General features: G+C 60.3%; 16 protein-coding genes. 8 read left to right on the forward strand and 8 right to left on the reverse strand.

The features are described 5' to 3' along the window. The first annotated feature begins 13 nt into the window (after window positions 1-13). Window positions 14-949: a pentapeptide repeat-containing protein gene (locus Thiofri_RS22335; protein WP_083848464.1), complete on the forward strand. Its 936-nt coding sequence runs from the start codon at window positions 14-16 to the stop codon at window positions 947-949. Window positions 950-960: 11 nt separating this feature from the next. Here Thiofri_RS22335 and Thiofri_RS22340 read toward each other — a convergent pair whose 3' ends face one another. After that, window positions 961-1,215 (reverse strand): YbaB/EbfC family nucleoid-associated protein, encoded by a 255-nt coding sequence (locus Thiofri_RS22340; RefSeq protein WP_190275810.1) that lies wholly within the window; start codon window positions 1,213-1,215, stop codon window positions 961-963. 881 nt (window positions 1,216-2,096) lie between these two features. Between Thiofri_RS22340 and Thiofri_RS22345 the strand changes: the two genes are divergently transcribed. After that, window positions 2,097-2,816, forward strand: a complete 720-nt coding sequence (locus Thiofri_RS22345; protein ID WP_009148660.1) for a DUF3581 family protein — start codon at window positions 2,097-2,099, stop codon at window positions 2,814-2,816. A 118-nt stretch (window positions 2,817-2,934) separates the two neighbouring features. Here Thiofri_RS22345 and Thiofri_RS22350 read toward each other — a convergent pair whose 3' ends face one another. Together Thiofri_RS22350 and htpG are read right to left on the reverse strand one after the other, a co-directional pair. Next, window positions 2,935-3,468: a DUF4124 domain-containing protein gene (locus Thiofri_RS22350; protein ID WP_143741879.1), complete on the reverse strand. Its 534-nt coding sequence runs from the start codon at window positions 3,466-3,468 to the stop codon at window positions 2,935-2,937. A gap of 280 nt (window positions 3,469-3,748) precedes the next feature. Then, window positions 3,749-5,734 carry a molecular chaperone HtpG gene (gene htpG / locus Thiofri_RS22355; RefSeq protein ID WP_009148662.1) on the reverse strand — a complete coding sequence of 662 codons (1,986 nt, stop codon included), beginning with the start codon at window positions 5,732-5,734 and terminating at the stop codon, window positions 3,749-3,751. A 203-nt stretch (window positions 5,735-5,937) separates the two neighbouring features. Here htpG and Thiofri_RS22360 point away from each other — a divergent pair, with 203 nt between their 5' ends. After that, on the forward strand, window positions 5,938-7,584 hold the full coding sequence (locus Thiofri_RS22360) for an alpha-D-glucose phosphate-specific phosphoglucomutase (RefSeq protein ID WP_040856670.1): 1,647 nt from the start codon (window positions 5,938-5,940) through the stop codon (window positions 7,582-7,584). A 67-nt stretch (window positions 7,585-7,651) separates the two neighbouring features. On the opposite strand, the gene Thiofri_RS22365 is transcribed toward Thiofri_RS22360, so the two are convergent. The 3 genes from Thiofri_RS22365 to Thiofri_RS22375 all read right to left on the reverse strand — a co-directional run bounded on the left by Thiofri_RS22365 (window position 7,652) and on the right by Thiofri_RS22375 (window position 11,309). Beyond that, entirely contained in the window at window positions 7,652-8,203 is a 552-nt protein-coding gene (locus Thiofri_RS22365) for a DJ-1 family glyoxalase III (protein ID WP_009148664.1), read from the reverse strand. Window positions 8,204-8,233: 30 nt separating this feature from the next. Next, a complete protein-coding gene (locus tag Thiofri_RS22370) occupies window positions 8,234-9,940 on the reverse strand; it encodes a S41 family peptidase (protein WP_009148665.1) in 1,707 nt (568 codons plus the stop codon). Between the two features lie 151 nt (window positions 9,941-10,091). Beyond that, window positions 10,092-11,309, reverse strand: coding sequence for a murein hydrolase activator EnvC family protein (locus tag Thiofri_RS22375; RefSeq protein ID WP_009148666.1), 1,218 nt, complete (start codon window positions 11,307-11,309; stop codon window positions 10,092-10,094). 42 nt (window positions 11,310-11,351) lie between these two features. On the opposite strand from Thiofri_RS22375, the gene Thiofri_RS22380 reads away from it, so the two are divergent. From Thiofri_RS22380 to Thiofri_RS22395, 4 genes are all read left to right on the forward strand, one after another. After that, window positions 11,352-11,732: an ArsR/SmtB family transcription factor gene (locus Thiofri_RS22380; RefSeq protein ID WP_009148667.1), complete on the forward strand. Its 381-nt coding sequence runs from the start codon at window positions 11,352-11,354 to the stop codon at window positions 11,730-11,732. A 263-nt stretch (window positions 11,733-11,995) separates the two neighbouring features. Further along, window positions 11,996-12,421, forward strand: a complete 426-nt coding sequence (locus Thiofri_RS22385) for a rhodanese-like domain-containing protein (RefSeq protein ID WP_009148668.1) — start codon at window positions 11,996-11,998, stop codon at window positions 12,419-12,421. 160 nt (window positions 12,422-12,581) lie between these two features. Further along, complete coding sequence (gene secB / locus Thiofri_RS22390) at window positions 12,582-13,112, forward strand: protein-export chaperone SecB (RefSeq protein ID WP_009148669.1); 531 nt, start codon at window positions 12,582-12,584, stop codon at window positions 13,110-13,112. A gap of 45 nt (window positions 13,113-13,157) precedes the next feature. Then, window positions 13,158-14,159 carry an NAD(P)H-dependent glycerol-3-phosphate dehydrogenase gene (locus tag Thiofri_RS22395; RefSeq protein ID WP_009148670.1) on the forward strand — a complete coding sequence of 334 codons (1,002 nt, stop codon included), beginning with the start codon at window positions 13,158-13,160 and terminating at the stop codon, window positions 14,157-14,159. 1 nt (window position 14,160) lies between these two features. On the opposite strand, the gene Thiofri_RS22400 is transcribed toward Thiofri_RS22395, so the two are convergent. Further along, entirely contained in the window at window positions 14,161-14,631 is a 471-nt protein-coding gene (locus tag Thiofri_RS22400; protein ID WP_009148671.1) for a tRNA (cytidine(34)-2'-O)-methyltransferase, read from the reverse strand. Window positions 14,632-14,992: 361 nt separating this feature from the next. Here Thiofri_RS22400 and Thiofri_RS22405 point away from each other — a divergent pair, with 361 nt between their 5' ends. Continuing rightward, complete coding sequence (locus Thiofri_RS22405) at window positions 14,993-15,214, forward strand: hypothetical protein (RefSeq protein ID WP_009148672.1); 222 nt, start codon at window positions 14,993-14,995, stop codon at window positions 15,212-15,214. A 66-nt stretch (window positions 15,215-15,280) separates the two neighbouring features. On the opposite strand, the gene Thiofri_RS22410 is transcribed toward Thiofri_RS22405, so the two are convergent. Further along, a complete protein-coding gene (locus Thiofri_RS22410; protein ID WP_223296731.1) occupies window positions 15,281-15,895 on the reverse strand; it encodes a hypothetical protein in 615 nt (204 codons plus the stop codon). Between the last annotated feature and the right edge of the window lie 11 nt (window positions 15,896-15,906).

A 15,906-nucleotide genomic window follows, 5' to 3' on the forward strand; every position in this document is an offset into this window, starting at 1 on the left:
GAATACAGAGAAAATGGCCGTCACAAAAATAGAATTGGGTGTAATCCTAGAGGAACACGCGCATTGGCTCTGCAGAAAGGGCGGCAGTAGGGCTAGCCTAGACGGCGCCGACCTTCGCAACGCCAACATTCGCAACGCTGACCTTCGCAACGCTGACCTTCGTGGAGCCAACCTTGACGGCGCCAACATTCACGGAGCAAACCTTCACTGCGCCGACCTTTATGGCGGCGACCTTCGCAGCGCCAACCTTGGTGGAGCAAACCTTCACGGCGCCGACCTTTACGGTGCCAACCTTCACGGTGCCGACCTTCACGGCGCGGATCTTCGCAGCGCGGATCTTCGCAGCGCCGACCTTCGCAGCGCCGACCTTTGCGAAGCCAACCTTGGCGGAGCCAACCTTCGCAGCGCCGACCTTCGCGGAGCCGACCTTGACGGAGCCGAACTTGACGGCGCCGATCTTTACGGCGCCGATCTTTACGGCGCCGACCTTCGCGGGGCCAACCTTTACGGCGCCGACCTCTACGGCGCCGACCTTCGGGGAGCCAACCTTCACGGCGCCGATCTTCACGGCGCCGAGCTTTACGGCGCCGACCTTCATGGCGCCAACCTTCACGGCGCTCACTTACCAGACTTTACAATTTGCCCGGAAGAAGGAGGGTTTATTGGTTGGAAATACGCGGATGGCGCGATCCTTGAGTTATACATCCCTGAAGATGCTGTTCGCGCATGCTCGTTAGTAGGGCGGAAATGCAGGGCAACGCACGTTGTCACGCGCGCGGTCATTAGTGGGCCAAAAAAGCCGGCCTACAGGACGCGAAAAGGTACGCGATACATCGTCGGAAAAGAAACTTGGGCGGATGCTTGGAATGATGATCCGCGTATTGAATGCACGAGCGGCATTCATTTCTTTATGACTCGGAAAGAAGCCGAGGAGTATGGCGCGAGCTAGCCCTTTTCCATTTATCCTTCCGCGATGTCCATGCCGCCGGTGAGCTCCTTCATGGCCTTGGCGGCAGCGTCGGCTGCCTGGGCCTGGGCGGCAGAGATGGCGGCTTTGATGAGGGTTTCGAGCAGGTCATAATCCGTGGTGGGATCGTTGCGAATCTGCTCGGCGATTTTGAGATCGACAATGCCGAGTTTGCCATTAACGGTGGCGGAGACGGCCCCGCCGCCAGCCTCGGCTGTGAAGTCGGTGGCGGCAAGTTTCTCTTTCAAGGCCGGCATCTCGGTTTGCATTCGGCCGGCGATTGTCAGAATTTTATCGAGATCTTCAATCATAGTACACCCCACTGAGTTTAGGCGTTCGCTAGGCCGCAGGGCACGGCGGCGGATTAGTCTATGTCGTCGGCGTCCTTGTTCTCAGCGACGTCCACGGGCAGGTCGTCAAAAGCCGAGATTGATTGTATCGTTTTGCCCGTGTCGATGTGTTTGAGATCGCTCTCGAAGAGTCTCCTGACCGACTGCACAGCCCGGTCGTGGTGAGCACCTTTTTGCTCAGCCGCATCACCGGCACGGGCGGCGCGGCGGCGGGCATCGAGTTCGCTCTATGGCTCGCGGACTCGCCATCTCCTCCAAATGGGGAGAGGCTTTGCGCCGTCGGTGCGGGTCCCCACCCTCCAGCAGGCAATAGACGGAATCATGACTAACCATCCAGCCGCCGCAGATAGCGCTCGCCGCCGAGTTGACGCATTTGCCGGCGTATCCAACGCGCGCGCTGTTGGAGTCGGTTTGATGGCGTGTCGAGCGATACAGGCGCGGGTTGGTCAGCATCGCGGCCATGAAAATTAAAGGTTCAAAATTAATGGTTCCAGGTTTGAATTCTGTTCAGGTTCGAATTCTTTTGATGATTCATGCCAAAAAGAAACCGCCAACCTCGTTAAAGGTAAAAAGCTGATAAAGCATGGACGCTCCGAGCGTGGGCGACTGTGAACCCGATGACACTATATAACACATTGCTCGTATCCGGAAAGAACCCAAATCTGGCGAAAATTGGAAGCCTATTGGTCTTGGGTTGGTCGATGGCGCCATCAGCAGTCTTGTTGCCGCTTGGGTGCGAGTACAATCCCGCGATTCCTCTCATATCTGGACGACGTCACATGTTTCTTGATTCTTTCCATGCCGACGAAGCTGGCGCCATCCGCATCTCTGCTGCGCAGGGCAGCGCCTTCGCCAAAGATGTCGCGGGTGATTTCAATCCAATCCACGATGCGGACAATCCGCGCTTCTGCGTGCCGGGTGATCTCCTGTTCGCGCTGGTAATGGCGCAGAATGGGGTCGCCAGCCGCATGGAGCTTCGTTTTACCGGGATGGTCGGTGCGGACGTCCCGGTCGCTTTCATCGCGAGGGATGATGGCGTGACGGTCATTGACGCTGTGGGGAAATCCTGTTTGGAAGTCGCATCCAGCGGCCCGGTCAGCCGAGATCGCAGCCTGGTCGAATCGCTGGTGCGCAGTTATGTGGCCTTTTCGGGCCAGAATTTCCCGCACATTCTGGTGCCGCTGATGGAAACGCACGCAGTGATGATCAACCCGGATCGGCCGCTGGTGATCTATGAGCGGATGTCATTCGAGCTTGACCGACTGGATCGCGAGCAGTTGGATGTAACGCTGGTCGACAGCCAATTGAATGTCACGGGCCGCCGTGGCGAGGCGCGGTTGGAGTTTCAACTCAGCGCCAATGCCGAGCCGGTGGGCCGGGGAGCAAAAACGCTGCTGCTGAGTGGCCTGCGTGCGCATAACACCGCCGCCTTGCAGGGATTGGTAGAGCGTTACGAGCAGCGGAAGGCGGAATATCTGGCCGCTTCTCAGGTTGTCTGATCTGAGGCTTTGTGCGTAGCAGATCAGATGCGGCGGGAAGTGCAGGCGTTGGTCGAGAATTGTCCGCTTCAGTGTTATGAATTGGGCGTGGTCCGCTGTTGGACACTGCCGATTGGCGCTATTCTTTAAGGCATTTCACCTCAACAATCTCTCTCAGCTCGCAATCCGGACAGCCGAAACAGACTTCCGATTTATAGACATTGGTTCCGGAATCTGCTGAGGTGATGCGTATATCATTTCCCTCGAGCGAACTGCCATTTTTAAGGTTGATTTCAAAGCGCTTGGCAAGCAGCGATTGGTCCGCATCTGCTGCCAGGGTCTCGCACAAAAAAAACACCACACTCGCGCATGTCTTGAAGGCAAGCTTTTCTGACTGCCATCTATCGCCTGCCTTTTCGACGACGGGCATCTTGTAGGTCGATTCATAGCGCATAAGTTTCAGCTCACCGCAATCGCCATCCTTGGTCATTGGCAGCCATTCGGGCGGCGGGCAACCCTTGGGCTCAGCCTCGCTCGCAGGGGCCTTCTCACATGGAACACTCTGAAAACGCGTTATCCCGTCGGATTGCTCGCACTGAAACACCGCAGCACTTGCATTGCACGCAATCAATAGACAAAGGGAAAGAAAATGGTGCCGCTTCATCATTGGCATCTCGCTGTCTGCTTGCGGACTCTGGGCAACGGAAGTTTAGGCACGCATTTGATGATCTGGCGATAGGGGATCTTCTGATTTGGAATCAGAGGAGGCGGACACCTGTGTGCTGAGCAGCGGACGTCGATTGCTTTGTCAGTTCCGCTGAACCGAGAAAAGCGGGTTTCGACGTCCGCAGCAATCCTGGCGTTGGGAAACAAGGGCACGGCGCGGGCGTATTGGCAGCAAAACGGTCTCAATCGCTGAGCGCGCCAGGCCCCTGTGACACTGGGCTTGGACTTCACCCTCCGGTCATAAAGAGCCCCAGCATCAGTTTGTTGAGCCGCCCGACGAAGGCAGCTGGATCATCGAGCTGACCGCCTTCGGCTAGTTCGGCCTGATCAAGCAGGATGAGGCCAAGATCGGCAAAGCGGGTCTGGTCGGATTCGGACTCGAGGCGGCGCACCAGCGGGTGGTCCAGATTGACTTCCAGACTTGGCTTGGTGGAAGGCGCCTCCTGGCCAACGGATTTGAGCACGCGGGCCAGGTTGGCGCTCATGTCATGCTCGCCGACGACGATACAGGCAGGTGAATCGACCAAGCGGCTGGAGGCGCGCACTGACTCGACCCGGTCGCCGAGAGCGTCTTTGAGGCGCTTGAACAGGTCTTCGTGCTCCTTGGCGGCCTGTTCGGTTTTTTCCTTCTCCTCTTTGGCGCCGATTTCGCCAAGATCGAGTTCGCCCTTGGTGACGGATTGCAGGTGCTTGCCCTTGTACTCGTGCAAGTTGGAGACCAGCCATTCATCGACGCGATCAGACAGCAGTATGACTTCGACCTCTTTCTTGCGGAACATCTCCAGGTGCGGGCTGTGGCGCGCGGCGGCCGGGCTGTCGGCGGTGATGTAGTAGATCTTGTCCTGGCCCTCTTTCATGCGCTCAATGTAGGCATCGAGTGAGGTGTCCTGTTCGTCGCCTTCGCCAACCGTGGTGGAGAAACGCAGCAGGCCGGCGATGCGCTCGCGGTTGCTGAAGTCCTCGGCCGGGCCTTCTTTGATCACCCGACCGAATTCCTTCCAGAAGGTCTTGTAGTTGTCCGGCTCGTCCTTAGCCATGCTTTCCAGCAGACCGAGCACGCGCTTAACGTTAGCGCCGCGAATGGTGTCGATTTTGCGGTTGTGCTGCAAAATCTCACGCGAAACATTGAGCGGCAGGTCGTTGGAGTCCACCACGCCTTTGACAAAGCGCAGATAGTGCGGCAGCAGCTTGTCGGCCTCGTCCATGATGAAGACCCGGCGCACGTAGAGCTTCACGCCATGCTTCTGCTCGCGGTCCCACATGTCCCAGGGCGCGCGCTTGGGCACGAACAGCAGGGTGCTGTATTCATTGGTGCCCTCAACACGATTGTGTGCCCAGGCCAGCGGCTCCTCAAAGTCGTGCGAGATGTGCTTGTAGAAGCTCTTGTATTCGTCATCGGAGATGTCGGACTTGTTGCGCATCCACAGCGCCTGACCGGTGTTGACGCGCTCGTATTCGGGTGCTTTGTCCTTGTCCTCGTCTTTTTCCTTCTCCTCGTCACTGCGGAAGTCCTGCTTGAGCATCTCCACCGGCACGGCAATGTGGTCGGAGAACTTGCTAATGACAGACCGCAGGCGCCAGTCGTCGGCGAATTCTTTCTCGTCGTCTTTCAGATGCAGGATTACGTCGGTGCCACGACCGGGTTTGTCGACCGTCTCAAGGGTATAGCTGCCGCGACCATCGGACTCCCAGCACACACCATGCTCGGCGCCCAGGCCGGCGCGACGGGAGATGAGTGTGACCTTGTCCGCGACGATGAAGGCCGAGTAAAAACCGACACCAAACTGGCCGATCAGGGTGCCGTCGGTAGCGGCATCCTTGTTGCCGCTTTGCTCACCGCTCTGATCATTGCTTTGGTTGCCGCCTTGGCGGTCTTTGAGCGCCTCGACAAAACGCCGGGTACCGGAGCTGGCAATGCTGCCGATGGTTTCGATCATCTCCTGGCGGCTTAAGCCAATGCCGTTGTCGGACACCGTCACAGTGCCGGCGTCCTTGTCCACCAGCACGCGCACGCGCAGCTCGGGGTCGTCCTCAAACAGGCTGGAGTCGGTCAGGGCCTCGAAACGCAGCTTCTCGGCTGCGTCCGAGGCGTTGGAGATCAGCTCACGCAGGAAGATCTCTTTGTTTGAGTACAGGGAGCGAATGACCAGGTCGAGCACCTGGCTGACTTCGGCTTGAAATTCCAGGGTTTCTTTCTGGGCTGAGACTGTCATCTGTCTGGTTCACCTAAATGTTGGAAGTGGAAATCATGGTGGCGGGTGAAGCCGCCGTGACGCGCGCGGTTCCCGCGCCGATCACGGCAAAAAATCAATCGCCCATTGTCGCACAGGATCATGCGGTTACAATCGGCGTTCCGACTGCTTCTGTGTCGCGCCAGTCCATAGAGGCAAATCACCGCGTTTTCAAGGGTTATCAGATGGAAGCAACAGCCGTCAGCACTCAAGCATTTGCAGGTCAGAAACCAGGCACCTCCGGTCTGCGCAAGAAGGTCAAGACCTTTCAGCAACCGCATTATCTCGAAAACTTTGTCCAGGCCATTTTCGACACCCAGGCCACCCTGCGCGGCGGCACTCTGGTGGTGGGCGGCGATGGCCGCTTCTATAACCGCGAGGCAATACAGACGATTTTGCGCCTGGCTGCGGCCAATGGCGTCGCGCGAGTACTGGTCGGACAGGGCGGGATTCTGTCGACCCCGGCAGTGTCCTGCATCATCCGTAAGTACGCTACCCAGGGCGGCATTGTGCTCTCAGCCAGCCATAATCCCGGCGGACCAGATGAAGACTTCGGCATCAAATTCAATGTCGCCTCTGGCGGCCCGGCGTCCGAGTCGGTGACCGACGCCATCTACCAGCGCACGACTGAGATCGACCAATACCTGACGCTGGCATCCGACCCGATTGATCTCGACCAGATCGGCGACAGCCAGCTTGGTGAGATGCGCGTGAGTGTGATCGACCCGGTGGCCGACTATGCCGGGCTGATGGAGTCGCTATTTGACTTCGATGCCATCCGCGATTTATTCAAGTCCGGCAGCTTTCGCATGTGCTTTGACGCCATGCACGCCGTCACCGGCCCTTATGCAAAAGAAATACTGGAAAACCAGCTCGGCGCCGCACCCGGCACCGTGATCAACGGCGTGCCGCTGGAGGACTTCGGCGGCGGCCATCCCGACCCCAACCTGGTGCATGCACACGAGATTGTCGAGCTTACCCAAGGCGCCGAGGGGCTGGACTTTGCCGCCGCATCAGACGGCGACGGCGACCGCAATATGATCCTGGGGCGAGATTTCTTTGTCACCCCCAGCGACAGCCTCGCAGTACTGGCCGCCAATGCCGAGGTCGCGCCAGGCTACAAAGCTGGCATTGCCGGGGTGGCGCGTTCCATGCCCACCAGCCAGGCGGCGGATCGGGTCGCTGAGGCGCTCGGCATCGGCTGCTACGAGACACCCACCGGGTGGAAGTTCTTCGGCAACCTGCTTGATGCCGGGCGCATCACCCTGTGCGGCGAGGAAAGCTTCGGCACTGGATCAGCCCACGTGCGCGAGAAAGATGGCCTCTGGGCGGTGCTTTTCTGGCTCAATCTGCTCGCCGCCCGGGGTCGAACGGGGCGCCAGTCAGTCGCCACCATTGTGCGCGACCATTGGGGTCGCTTCGGTCGCAACTACTACACCCGCCACGACTTTGAGGCCATCGACAGCGCCGCCGCCGAGGGCCTGATGCATCACCTGCGCCTGCTACTGGCCGATCTGCCCGGTCGCCAGCTCGGCGATTACAAGGTCGCCTATGCCGATGACTTCAGCTACACCGACCCAGTCGATGGCAGTGTGTCAGACCATCAGGGAATTCGCATCGGCTTCGAGGACGGCTCGCGCATCGTCATGCGTCTATCCGGCACCGGCACCTCGGGCGCGACCCTGCGGCTTTATATCGAGCGCTTCGAGCCCGACCCGGAGCGACATGACCAGGACGTGCAGATCGCCCTGCAACCGCTGATCCTGATCGCGCAGGAGCTAGCGCAGATTGAGACGCGCACCGGACGCGCGGAGCCGGATGTCATCACCTGAGCCCCCTCCCTCCCGAGGATGGCTCCCCGGCGGGAATGGCCAGCGGGCCTGAAAGTATCAGCTGAGATTAAGACCGCACCAGCGCAGCCGCGACCTCGTCGCGCCGCGCTTCGCCCATCAACTGCGCGATGAGCTCCAGCGCGAAGTCCATCGCAGTACCAGGGCCTCGGGAAGTGACCACGCGCCCATCCACCACCACGGGCGCGTCGGTAAACTGCACCCGCGGATAGTCGGCTAGATTGACCGCGCCCGGATAGCTGGTGGCCTGATGGCCGTCGAGCAGACCGGCACTGGCCAACACCTTGGGCGCGGCACAAATGGCAGCGACACGACGCCCCGCCTCAACCTGGCGTCGCAGAAGATCGCGAATGCGTTGATCGCGCTCGAGATGATCCGCGCCAGGCAGGCCGCCGGGCAGGACGATCATGTCGAATTCCTGCTCGAGCACCGCGTCCAGCGGCTGATCCGGCAACAGGACCACGCCACGACTCGCACGCACCGGGCCGTCTTCAAGGCCGACGGTGATCACCTCAATCTCAGCGCGGCGCAGCAGATCGATAATGGTCACGGCTTCGAGTTCTTCGCACCCCTGGGCTAGGGGAACCAATACGTTAGGCATGATATTGTCTCCTTTGGAAAGACCTGCTGCTCACTGAGCCGCCGGGGGCTCCATGATCTCGATCTGCTCGACACTGCGGGCATGGGCGAGGCTGAGCGCCTTGAGCACATTCAGCGCCTCGCTGAGCGGATAGTCCTTGGCAGCAAGCGGCTGTTTGGTCGCATCCTCTTCTGGCGTCTCGTCTCCCGTCACTTCTTCTGCGAGATGACGCATCAGGTTGGCTTCTTTCAGTGGCTCCACATCCGGCTGGTCGGCCAGGGTCAGACTGCCCTGGTCCAGGCGGATATCGGGCTCGATACCATGGGCCTGAATCGAGCGGCCAGAAGGCGTGTAGTAGCGCGCCGTGGTGAGCTTGAGCGCGGTGCTCTCATCGACCGGCACGATAGTCTGCACCGAGCCTTTACCAAAGGTGTCGCTGCCCATGACGATCGCCCGGCCCTGATCCTGCAACGCACCGGCGACAATCTCGGAGGCCGAGGCACTGCCGCCATTGACCAGCACCACCATGGGCGCCCCACCGATGACGTCGTCCGGCCCGGCCTTAAACTCCATGCGCGCATCCTCCATGCGACCCTTGGTATAAACGATCAGCCCCCCACGCAGAAAGGCATCGCTGACGCCCACCGCACTGTTGAGCACACCGCCCGGGTTGTTGCGCAAATCCAGCACCAGACCTTTGATGGAGCTGTCCCCGCTCAGGTCGCTTGACGGCGGCTGGCTCGGTGACTCGCTCACCTCTTGCGACCCAGTGGACGCTGGCTCGGTACTGTCCGCAGACTGATCGGCATTCGCCTTTGCTTTGAGTTTGAGTTCCTCGATCTGCCGGCGCATGTCCTCAGTGGTACGGGACTGAAAACTGGCGATGCGAATGTAGGCGTAGCCAGGTTCGAGCATCCGGCTCTTGACGCTGGCAACTTGAATGATGTCGCGCTCAATGGCGATTTTCAGTGGCTTGTCCTCGCCATCGCGCATGATGGTCAGCTCAATGCCAGTGCCGGGCTCCCCACGCATCAGCTTCACTGCGTCGCTCAGAGCCATGCCCTTCACGGGTTTGTCGTCGATGCGCACAATCAAATCCCCGGCTTGCACGCCGGCGCGTTCGGCGGGCGTGTCGTCGATGGGAGAGATGACCTTGACGAAGCCATCTTCCATGCCGACCTCAATGCCCAGGCCGCCAAACTCACCCTTGGTGCCCTCCTGGAGTTCTTCGTATGCATCGGCATCCAGGAAGCTGGAGTGCGGGTCCAGCCCCGCCAACATGCCGCGAATGGCAGCGGCGAGCAGGTCCTTGTCATCCACCGGTTCGACATAGTCGCTTTTAATGCGCCCGAACACCTCGGCAAAGGAGCGCAATTGCTCCAGCGGCAGCGCCGATTGCGAGGCATCATCCTCTGCCTGGGCTTCCTGATCGGCAGCGGTGTCAGATTCGGTATCCGATTGGGCATCCGGCTCAGCATCCTCTGACGGCGGCATTGCACCAGGCGGCTGCGACGCAGGTTCGGTTGCAGCCGGAGGTGTGACCGGCAATGCAGGCTCAACCAGCGGCTCGACCGCAGGCGGAGGCGTGAAGGGCTTGGGCGGCTCGGCGCTGACCGCAGAGGCAGCCAGAAACAGCAGCAAAGCGGTCGCAGCCAGCATGGCGGCCATGGGAGCAGCAAAAGCGCCGGGATGCTCGCCAGCCTCTGACACTGAGCCTGGGCGCGGCTGTTGAAGCGCGGAAAAAGAAAACATGTGCATGATGATGGGTTCTCTGTTCAGTGTTCCTGATGCGGCCCGAACGCAAGTTGGCGCCGCCTTGCCGGAATGACGTGGGCAGCCTTGGGGTGCATTGTGACGATTTGTAAGCACTTGGCAAGCGCTGCCGGGAATTCGCTGGCCAGCGCTGCTCTCAATTGACGGGATCGGCGCACCACAGGCGCGGGTCGAGCGGTTGGCCCTGGTGGCGCAGCGCGAAATACAGCCCATCGCGGTCACTGCCGCCACTTGCGCCAGCCAATGCAATGGTCTCGCCGGCCCCGACCCATTCTCCGGGCTCCTTCAGCAGGCTTTGATTGTGCCCGTAAATGGTCATGTAGCCATCGTGATGGTCGATCACAAGCAGCAGACCAAAACCGCGCAGCCAGTCGGAGTAAACCACCTGCCCGCCATGCACCGCTCGCACTTCTTCGCCTGGGGTCGCGGACAGCAGCACACCATCGCCATGCAGGTCGCCGGTTGCCCGTGGACGGAAGCTGGTCAGCACCCGGGCATGGCGCACCGGCCAGCTCAGAGCGCCGCGCCGGGTCGCCAGGCTTTCTTGGTCGAGGTGAAAGACATCACGAATTTCGCTATGTAGACTCAGCTCTTTGGCCAACTTGCGCAGACGCGCAGCATCTTCGCGCAGGCTTTCGACCCGGTCACGACCAGCGACGATGGAACGCTCCAGATTGGCCAGTATCTGGTTGCGCTCCTGCTGTGCTGCGGCGAGACGCTCGCGCGTATCTTCCTGGCGCCGTGCCAGCTCGGCCAGACGCTCGGCCTCGGTTGCGGCCTGCTGGCTGAGCCCTTTGAGCCGCTTGGCCTGCTGGTCGACCAGCGCAATCTGGCGCGCGCGTTTCTGCCCCAGCGTGCGGTAGTAGCCGAACAGGCGCCCGCTGCGGGTCACGTCTTCTTGATTGAGCACCATGCGCAGCCGATTACCTCGACCCATTGCGTGGGCCGAGCGCAGCAGCTCAGCCAGCACCACGCGCGCGGCGCTCAGCTCACCGCGCACCTCCTCGAGTTGCACGCGCAGCGCGGCCAGCGCGGCGCGCTGCTCAGCCACCATGGCGTCGAGCTGGCGCCCGCCGCGCGCGAGCGCGGCAATGTCGCGCTCGGTCTGCTCGAGATCAGCGTACATCTGGTCGCGGCGTTGCTCGCGCGCGCGCAGATCGCGCTCAAGCACCTCGACCTGCTCCTCAATTGCGGACAGACTTTGCGCGTCATCCTCGCCCGTCGCTGGCGTGCCCTGCGCTGCCTGCGCCGCAAACCAGGCAAGCTGGGAGGCAAGCACTGTCCCCACCAAAATGGCGCTTACAGCCACTCGATGTGGCACAGCACTTGCCAGACGCGAGAAAAAGCTTATCATCCACAGGTCTCAGTGTTCGATCATTAGAGACGATCATGAATTATGGCATCCGATCCACAACAGCCATTCGCAACGTCCAACGGCTCTAGCAAGACCGACCCTTTCGGAGAAGAATTCAGGGAAGAGTTGCTCGGTGACGACGGCGATATTGAGCGCGCCTCGCGCTCGCTCAAGGCGATGTCACATCCGCTGCGGCTCAAGATTCTATGCATCCTTGGCGACGAAGAGGTCAGCGTCCAGGATATCGTCGAGCATGTCGGCACATCGCAAAGCAATATCTCCCAACATCTGGCCATTTTGCGCGACAAGGGTATCCTCGCCTCGCGTAAGGATGCCAATCGGGTATTCTATCGCGTCAGTGACTCGCGCACCCTGCAACTCATCCGCCTGATGCGCGAGGTTTTCTGTCACCACGGTCACTGACAGTCCAAAGCCAGCCGCCTAAACCCGGCTGATCAAGGTTGGTCGATCAAAGCTGGTTGATCAAAATGGGCAGCCCCGCGCCCAACCAGTTTGAGCAAGAACCAATCGGAGTCCAGGCCAAGCCGAGTCCGGGCTAATCTGAGTCCGGGCTAATCGGAACAGGTGACGCCCGGGCCGCGCATCCTTATACTGCGCGCTGTCGCGACTGAAGACTGCCTTCAGACATCAGCATCCATTCGTTCATCAGGTCCATTTTTCTCGCTATGCTTGCCCAACTTATTGAATTTGTAGGCAACCACTGGATTTTATTCATCGCACTGGTTGTCATCTCGGCGCTGCTGATTCATAACCTGATTGTCGGTGACCGAGGCTCCATCGACCCGCTCGGCGCGACCGATTTGATTAACCACAAGGATGCAACCGTGATCGACGTGCGCCCGAGTGCCGATTATACCAAGGGGCATATCATCAACGCGATCAGCATCCCGATGAACGGTTTCCGCAACCAGACCGCGACCCTTGCAAAGCACAAGAACAAACCGCTGATCATCTCCTGCCGCTCGGGTTCTCAGTCGCAGATGGCTTGCGGCATCCTGCGCAAACAGGGTTTTGAGGAAGTCTACAACCTGCGCGGCGGCGTAATGGCCTGGCAGAACGCCAACCTGCCGCTCACACGCAAAAAGCACTGATCCGCGCGCGTCATCTGCCAGGCAGTCCTGGCCCGCTGCACGGCTGCCATTGCATCCGCCCCCTCACCCCAAACAGGCTCGCCCAAACAAGTTTCCACTCACGCTCATGGTCCGGGACCCCCGGATGATAAATCCATGAGCTTCAAGGCAAAGGTTCCCCATGGCTGAAAACCAACCCCAGGCAGAAGACCATCAGGTCCTGCTTCGCACCATCTACACCAAAGACCTCTCCTACGAGGCACCCAATGCCCCGGAGATCTTTCGCGAGGAATGGAAGCCCGAGGTCGCGCTGCAATTCGACATCAAGGTCAATCCGCTGGTCGAAAACACCTTCGAGGTGGTTCTCACTCTGACCATCACCGTCAAGACCGGCGAGAAAACCGCCTATCTCGTCGAACTGCAACAGGCCGGCATCCTCAGTGTCAAGGGCTTTCAGGAGCAGGAACTCGCACCCTTGTTTTATGTGTATGCGCCCAGCGTTCTCTTTCCTTACGCACGCCAGACGGTGACTGATCTGGTCGTCAAGGGCGGTTTCCCGCAGCTGGTGCTGCAGCATATTCACTTCGATCAGGTCTATGCGCAAAAGGTCGCCGAGCAACAGCAGGCCAGTGAGGCATCCGGCGGCGACACTTCCGCCGGCAAAGCCTCTGGCACCCCCACCCCAGACGCGAAAGCGTCCAAGCTCCACTGACCCTTGGCGAGCCCGCGCGGCTGACTCAACCCGACGAGAATGACCATGGCAACAGTGGCAATGATCGGCGCCGGCTCCTGGGGCACCGCGCTCGCCTTGCAGCTTTGCCGCAACGGCCATCGGGTGCGCCTCTGGGGGCATGAACCCGCACTAATGGAGCGCATGGCCGAGGCGCGCGAGAACCGCGACTTTCTACCCGGCTTTCCGCTGCCAGACAGGCTCGAGCCGGTCAGCGATCTCAGCGCCGCAGTGGCAGATGCCAGTGCGGTCTTTATCGCCGTGCCGAGTCAGTTTTTCGCCCGGGTGACAAACACCTTGTTGCCCCTGCTGCCTGCCGAGATGGGTGTCGGCTGGGCGACCAAGGGGTTCGACCCCGAGCAGGGGCGCCTATTGCATGAGGTCATCCGCGAACAATCCCCCGGGCGCGAGCTTGGCGTGCTCTCCGGCCCCAGCTTTGCCGGCGAGGTGGCGCGCGGGCTGCCCACAGCCGTGACTGTGGCGGCAACCTGCGATGCCTATGCGCGGGAACTCGCCGGTTTATTCCATGGTGAGCGCTTCCGCGCTTATCGCCATGACGATCTGATTGGCGTGCAGGTCGGCGGCGCGGCCAAGAATGTGCTTGCCATCGCCACTGGCATCGCTGACGGCCTGGGCTTTGGTGCCAACACCCGCTCGGCGCTGATCACCCGTGGCCTGACCGAAATCATCCGCTTAGGCTGCGCCCTGGGCGCGCGACGCGAGACCTTCATGGGGCTTGCGGGCCTGGGCGATCTGGTGCTGACCTGCACCGATAATCAATCCCGCAACCGTCGCCTCGGACTAGCACTGGCTGCCGGACAGCCACTCGACCAGGCCCTTGCCGGCATTGGCCAGGAGGTGGAAGGGGTGATCACAGCCACCGCCGTGCACAAACTCGCCGCCGCTCATCAAGTGGATATGCCTATCTGCGAGCAGGTTCACGCCGTGCTCTACCTGGACCGCACCCCGCAAGAAGCCACCACCCGACTGCTGGAACGCTCAGGCAAGCCTGAACTGGACTGGGACTGAGCTAGCTTCCCGCACCAGCACCGGCAAAACCGCTCTGCCGCCAGACCTCATAGGCCACCAGGGCCACGGCGTTGGACAGATTCAGGCTGCGGTTACCCGGGCGCATGGGGATGCGCAGGCGTCTGTCAGCCGGCAAGGCAGCCAGGACCTCCTCCGGCAGACCCCGTGTCTCGGGGCCAAACAACAGCGCATCCCCGACGCGAAAGTCGACCTCGGCGTAACAACGCCGGCTGCGGGTGCTCAGAGCAAACAACCGTGGCGGCTGCAATGCGTCCAGACATGCCGCCAGGGAGGCATAAGTCTTGACCCGCGACCAGTCAGCGTAGTCGAGCCCAGCGCGGCGCATCAGTCGGTCTTCGAGGGTAAAGCCCAGCGGCTCGATCAGATGCAAACGCGCCCCGATATTGGCGCACAGCCGCATGATGTTGCCGGTATTGGGCGGAATTTCGGGTTCGTAGAGCAGGATATCCAAGAATGCGACTCTATTTGCAGGGGCGATATACCGAGCGGACATGAACTGTCGGCTTGTTTCGAACCAGGTAGCCGGTCACAGGGGAGGTCGTAAACCCTTCCATGGGGCTTCCCGGCCTGCTTGACCGAATATCTGACGGCTGTGCTATATTATTGCGCTCTAACATTCCCCGGGATGGAGAGTGCGCCATGCTTCAGTGGCTCCTGTCTCAACCCCATCCCGTGATAATGTCTTGCGAGTGGCTCTAAACGGCCTGCCTCCCGGCCAGCCTTTGAGGGGTTGGACCAAAATCCCGCAGGCTTTTTTCTGATTCGGCATCCGGCGCTACTGACCGCATGTCGCACCCTCTGGAGTGGAACCAATGACCGACGTTGCCGCCTTGAAAAAAGAAAAGCAGGATCTGATCGAAAAAATGCTGGTCATGCAAAAGCAATTCATCGACCACGAGCACGAGCATGGCGTCTCGGGCAAGGATTACTGGGCCTCCACGGATGGACTTCTGGCGAACTTTCGGCATGAATACAACGACATGGCCAATAAGGTAGTCGATCTAGCGCATCAGATCGTCGGCTCCTCACGCTAAGGGCCTTTGGGCGGGATCTTTGATCCCGCTGCAATCAAGCGACAGGCTCGGCGAATCACTCCATCGCTAACGGATGGCTTCCGGGCGGACGGTCGCCGGGCGGATATGCTCAATGTATTTTGGTGTATCACGCAGAGCCAGTTCGATGGTCCCGCCTGTGACGATCAACGGCTCCTCGCGATCACGCAGATGGAGTTCGAGGCGAATTTGGCCGCGACTTTTGAGTGGAATCGGAATCATGTTCCGGTAGGTATATTGATTGTCATCGATGTCGCCCCGCTCGCAGACTGCTGGAACGCCCGGCAGTTCGCCTTCGACCCGCTCCACCCCGCCGATCAGCAATTCCCCAGCCTGCCACCATCGGGTCTGCTCTGCCGAGCCAGTCATGGTCTTGAGAATCAGCGCTCGCGTGAATTGAAGGCGAAAGCTGCCGTCTCCCTGGAGTGCTTCGGGAGATGCCCCGGCAATTTCGCTACCGGAAATCTGGATACTGCTGGCGTCCAATTGGATGCTCCTCTGATCGATAATGGCGCGGGCCGCTTCAGGCGGCACGCAGCAACTGGATGGGCGGCGCCCGCTGGCTCGGTCGACATCGCACAGATTCTGGTCAGAGGCTGCATTTTCAAGCAGAATCGCGCCCCGGCTGCGTTCGAGCCAGACTCGGATCAGGTTCAGACCCAATTCAGATCAGG

Source organism: Thiorhodovibrio frisius, assembly GCF_033954835.1.
Classification (GTDB): Bacteria; Pseudomonadota; Gammaproteobacteria; order Chromatiales; family Chromatiaceae; genus Thiorhodovibrio; species Thiorhodovibrio frisius.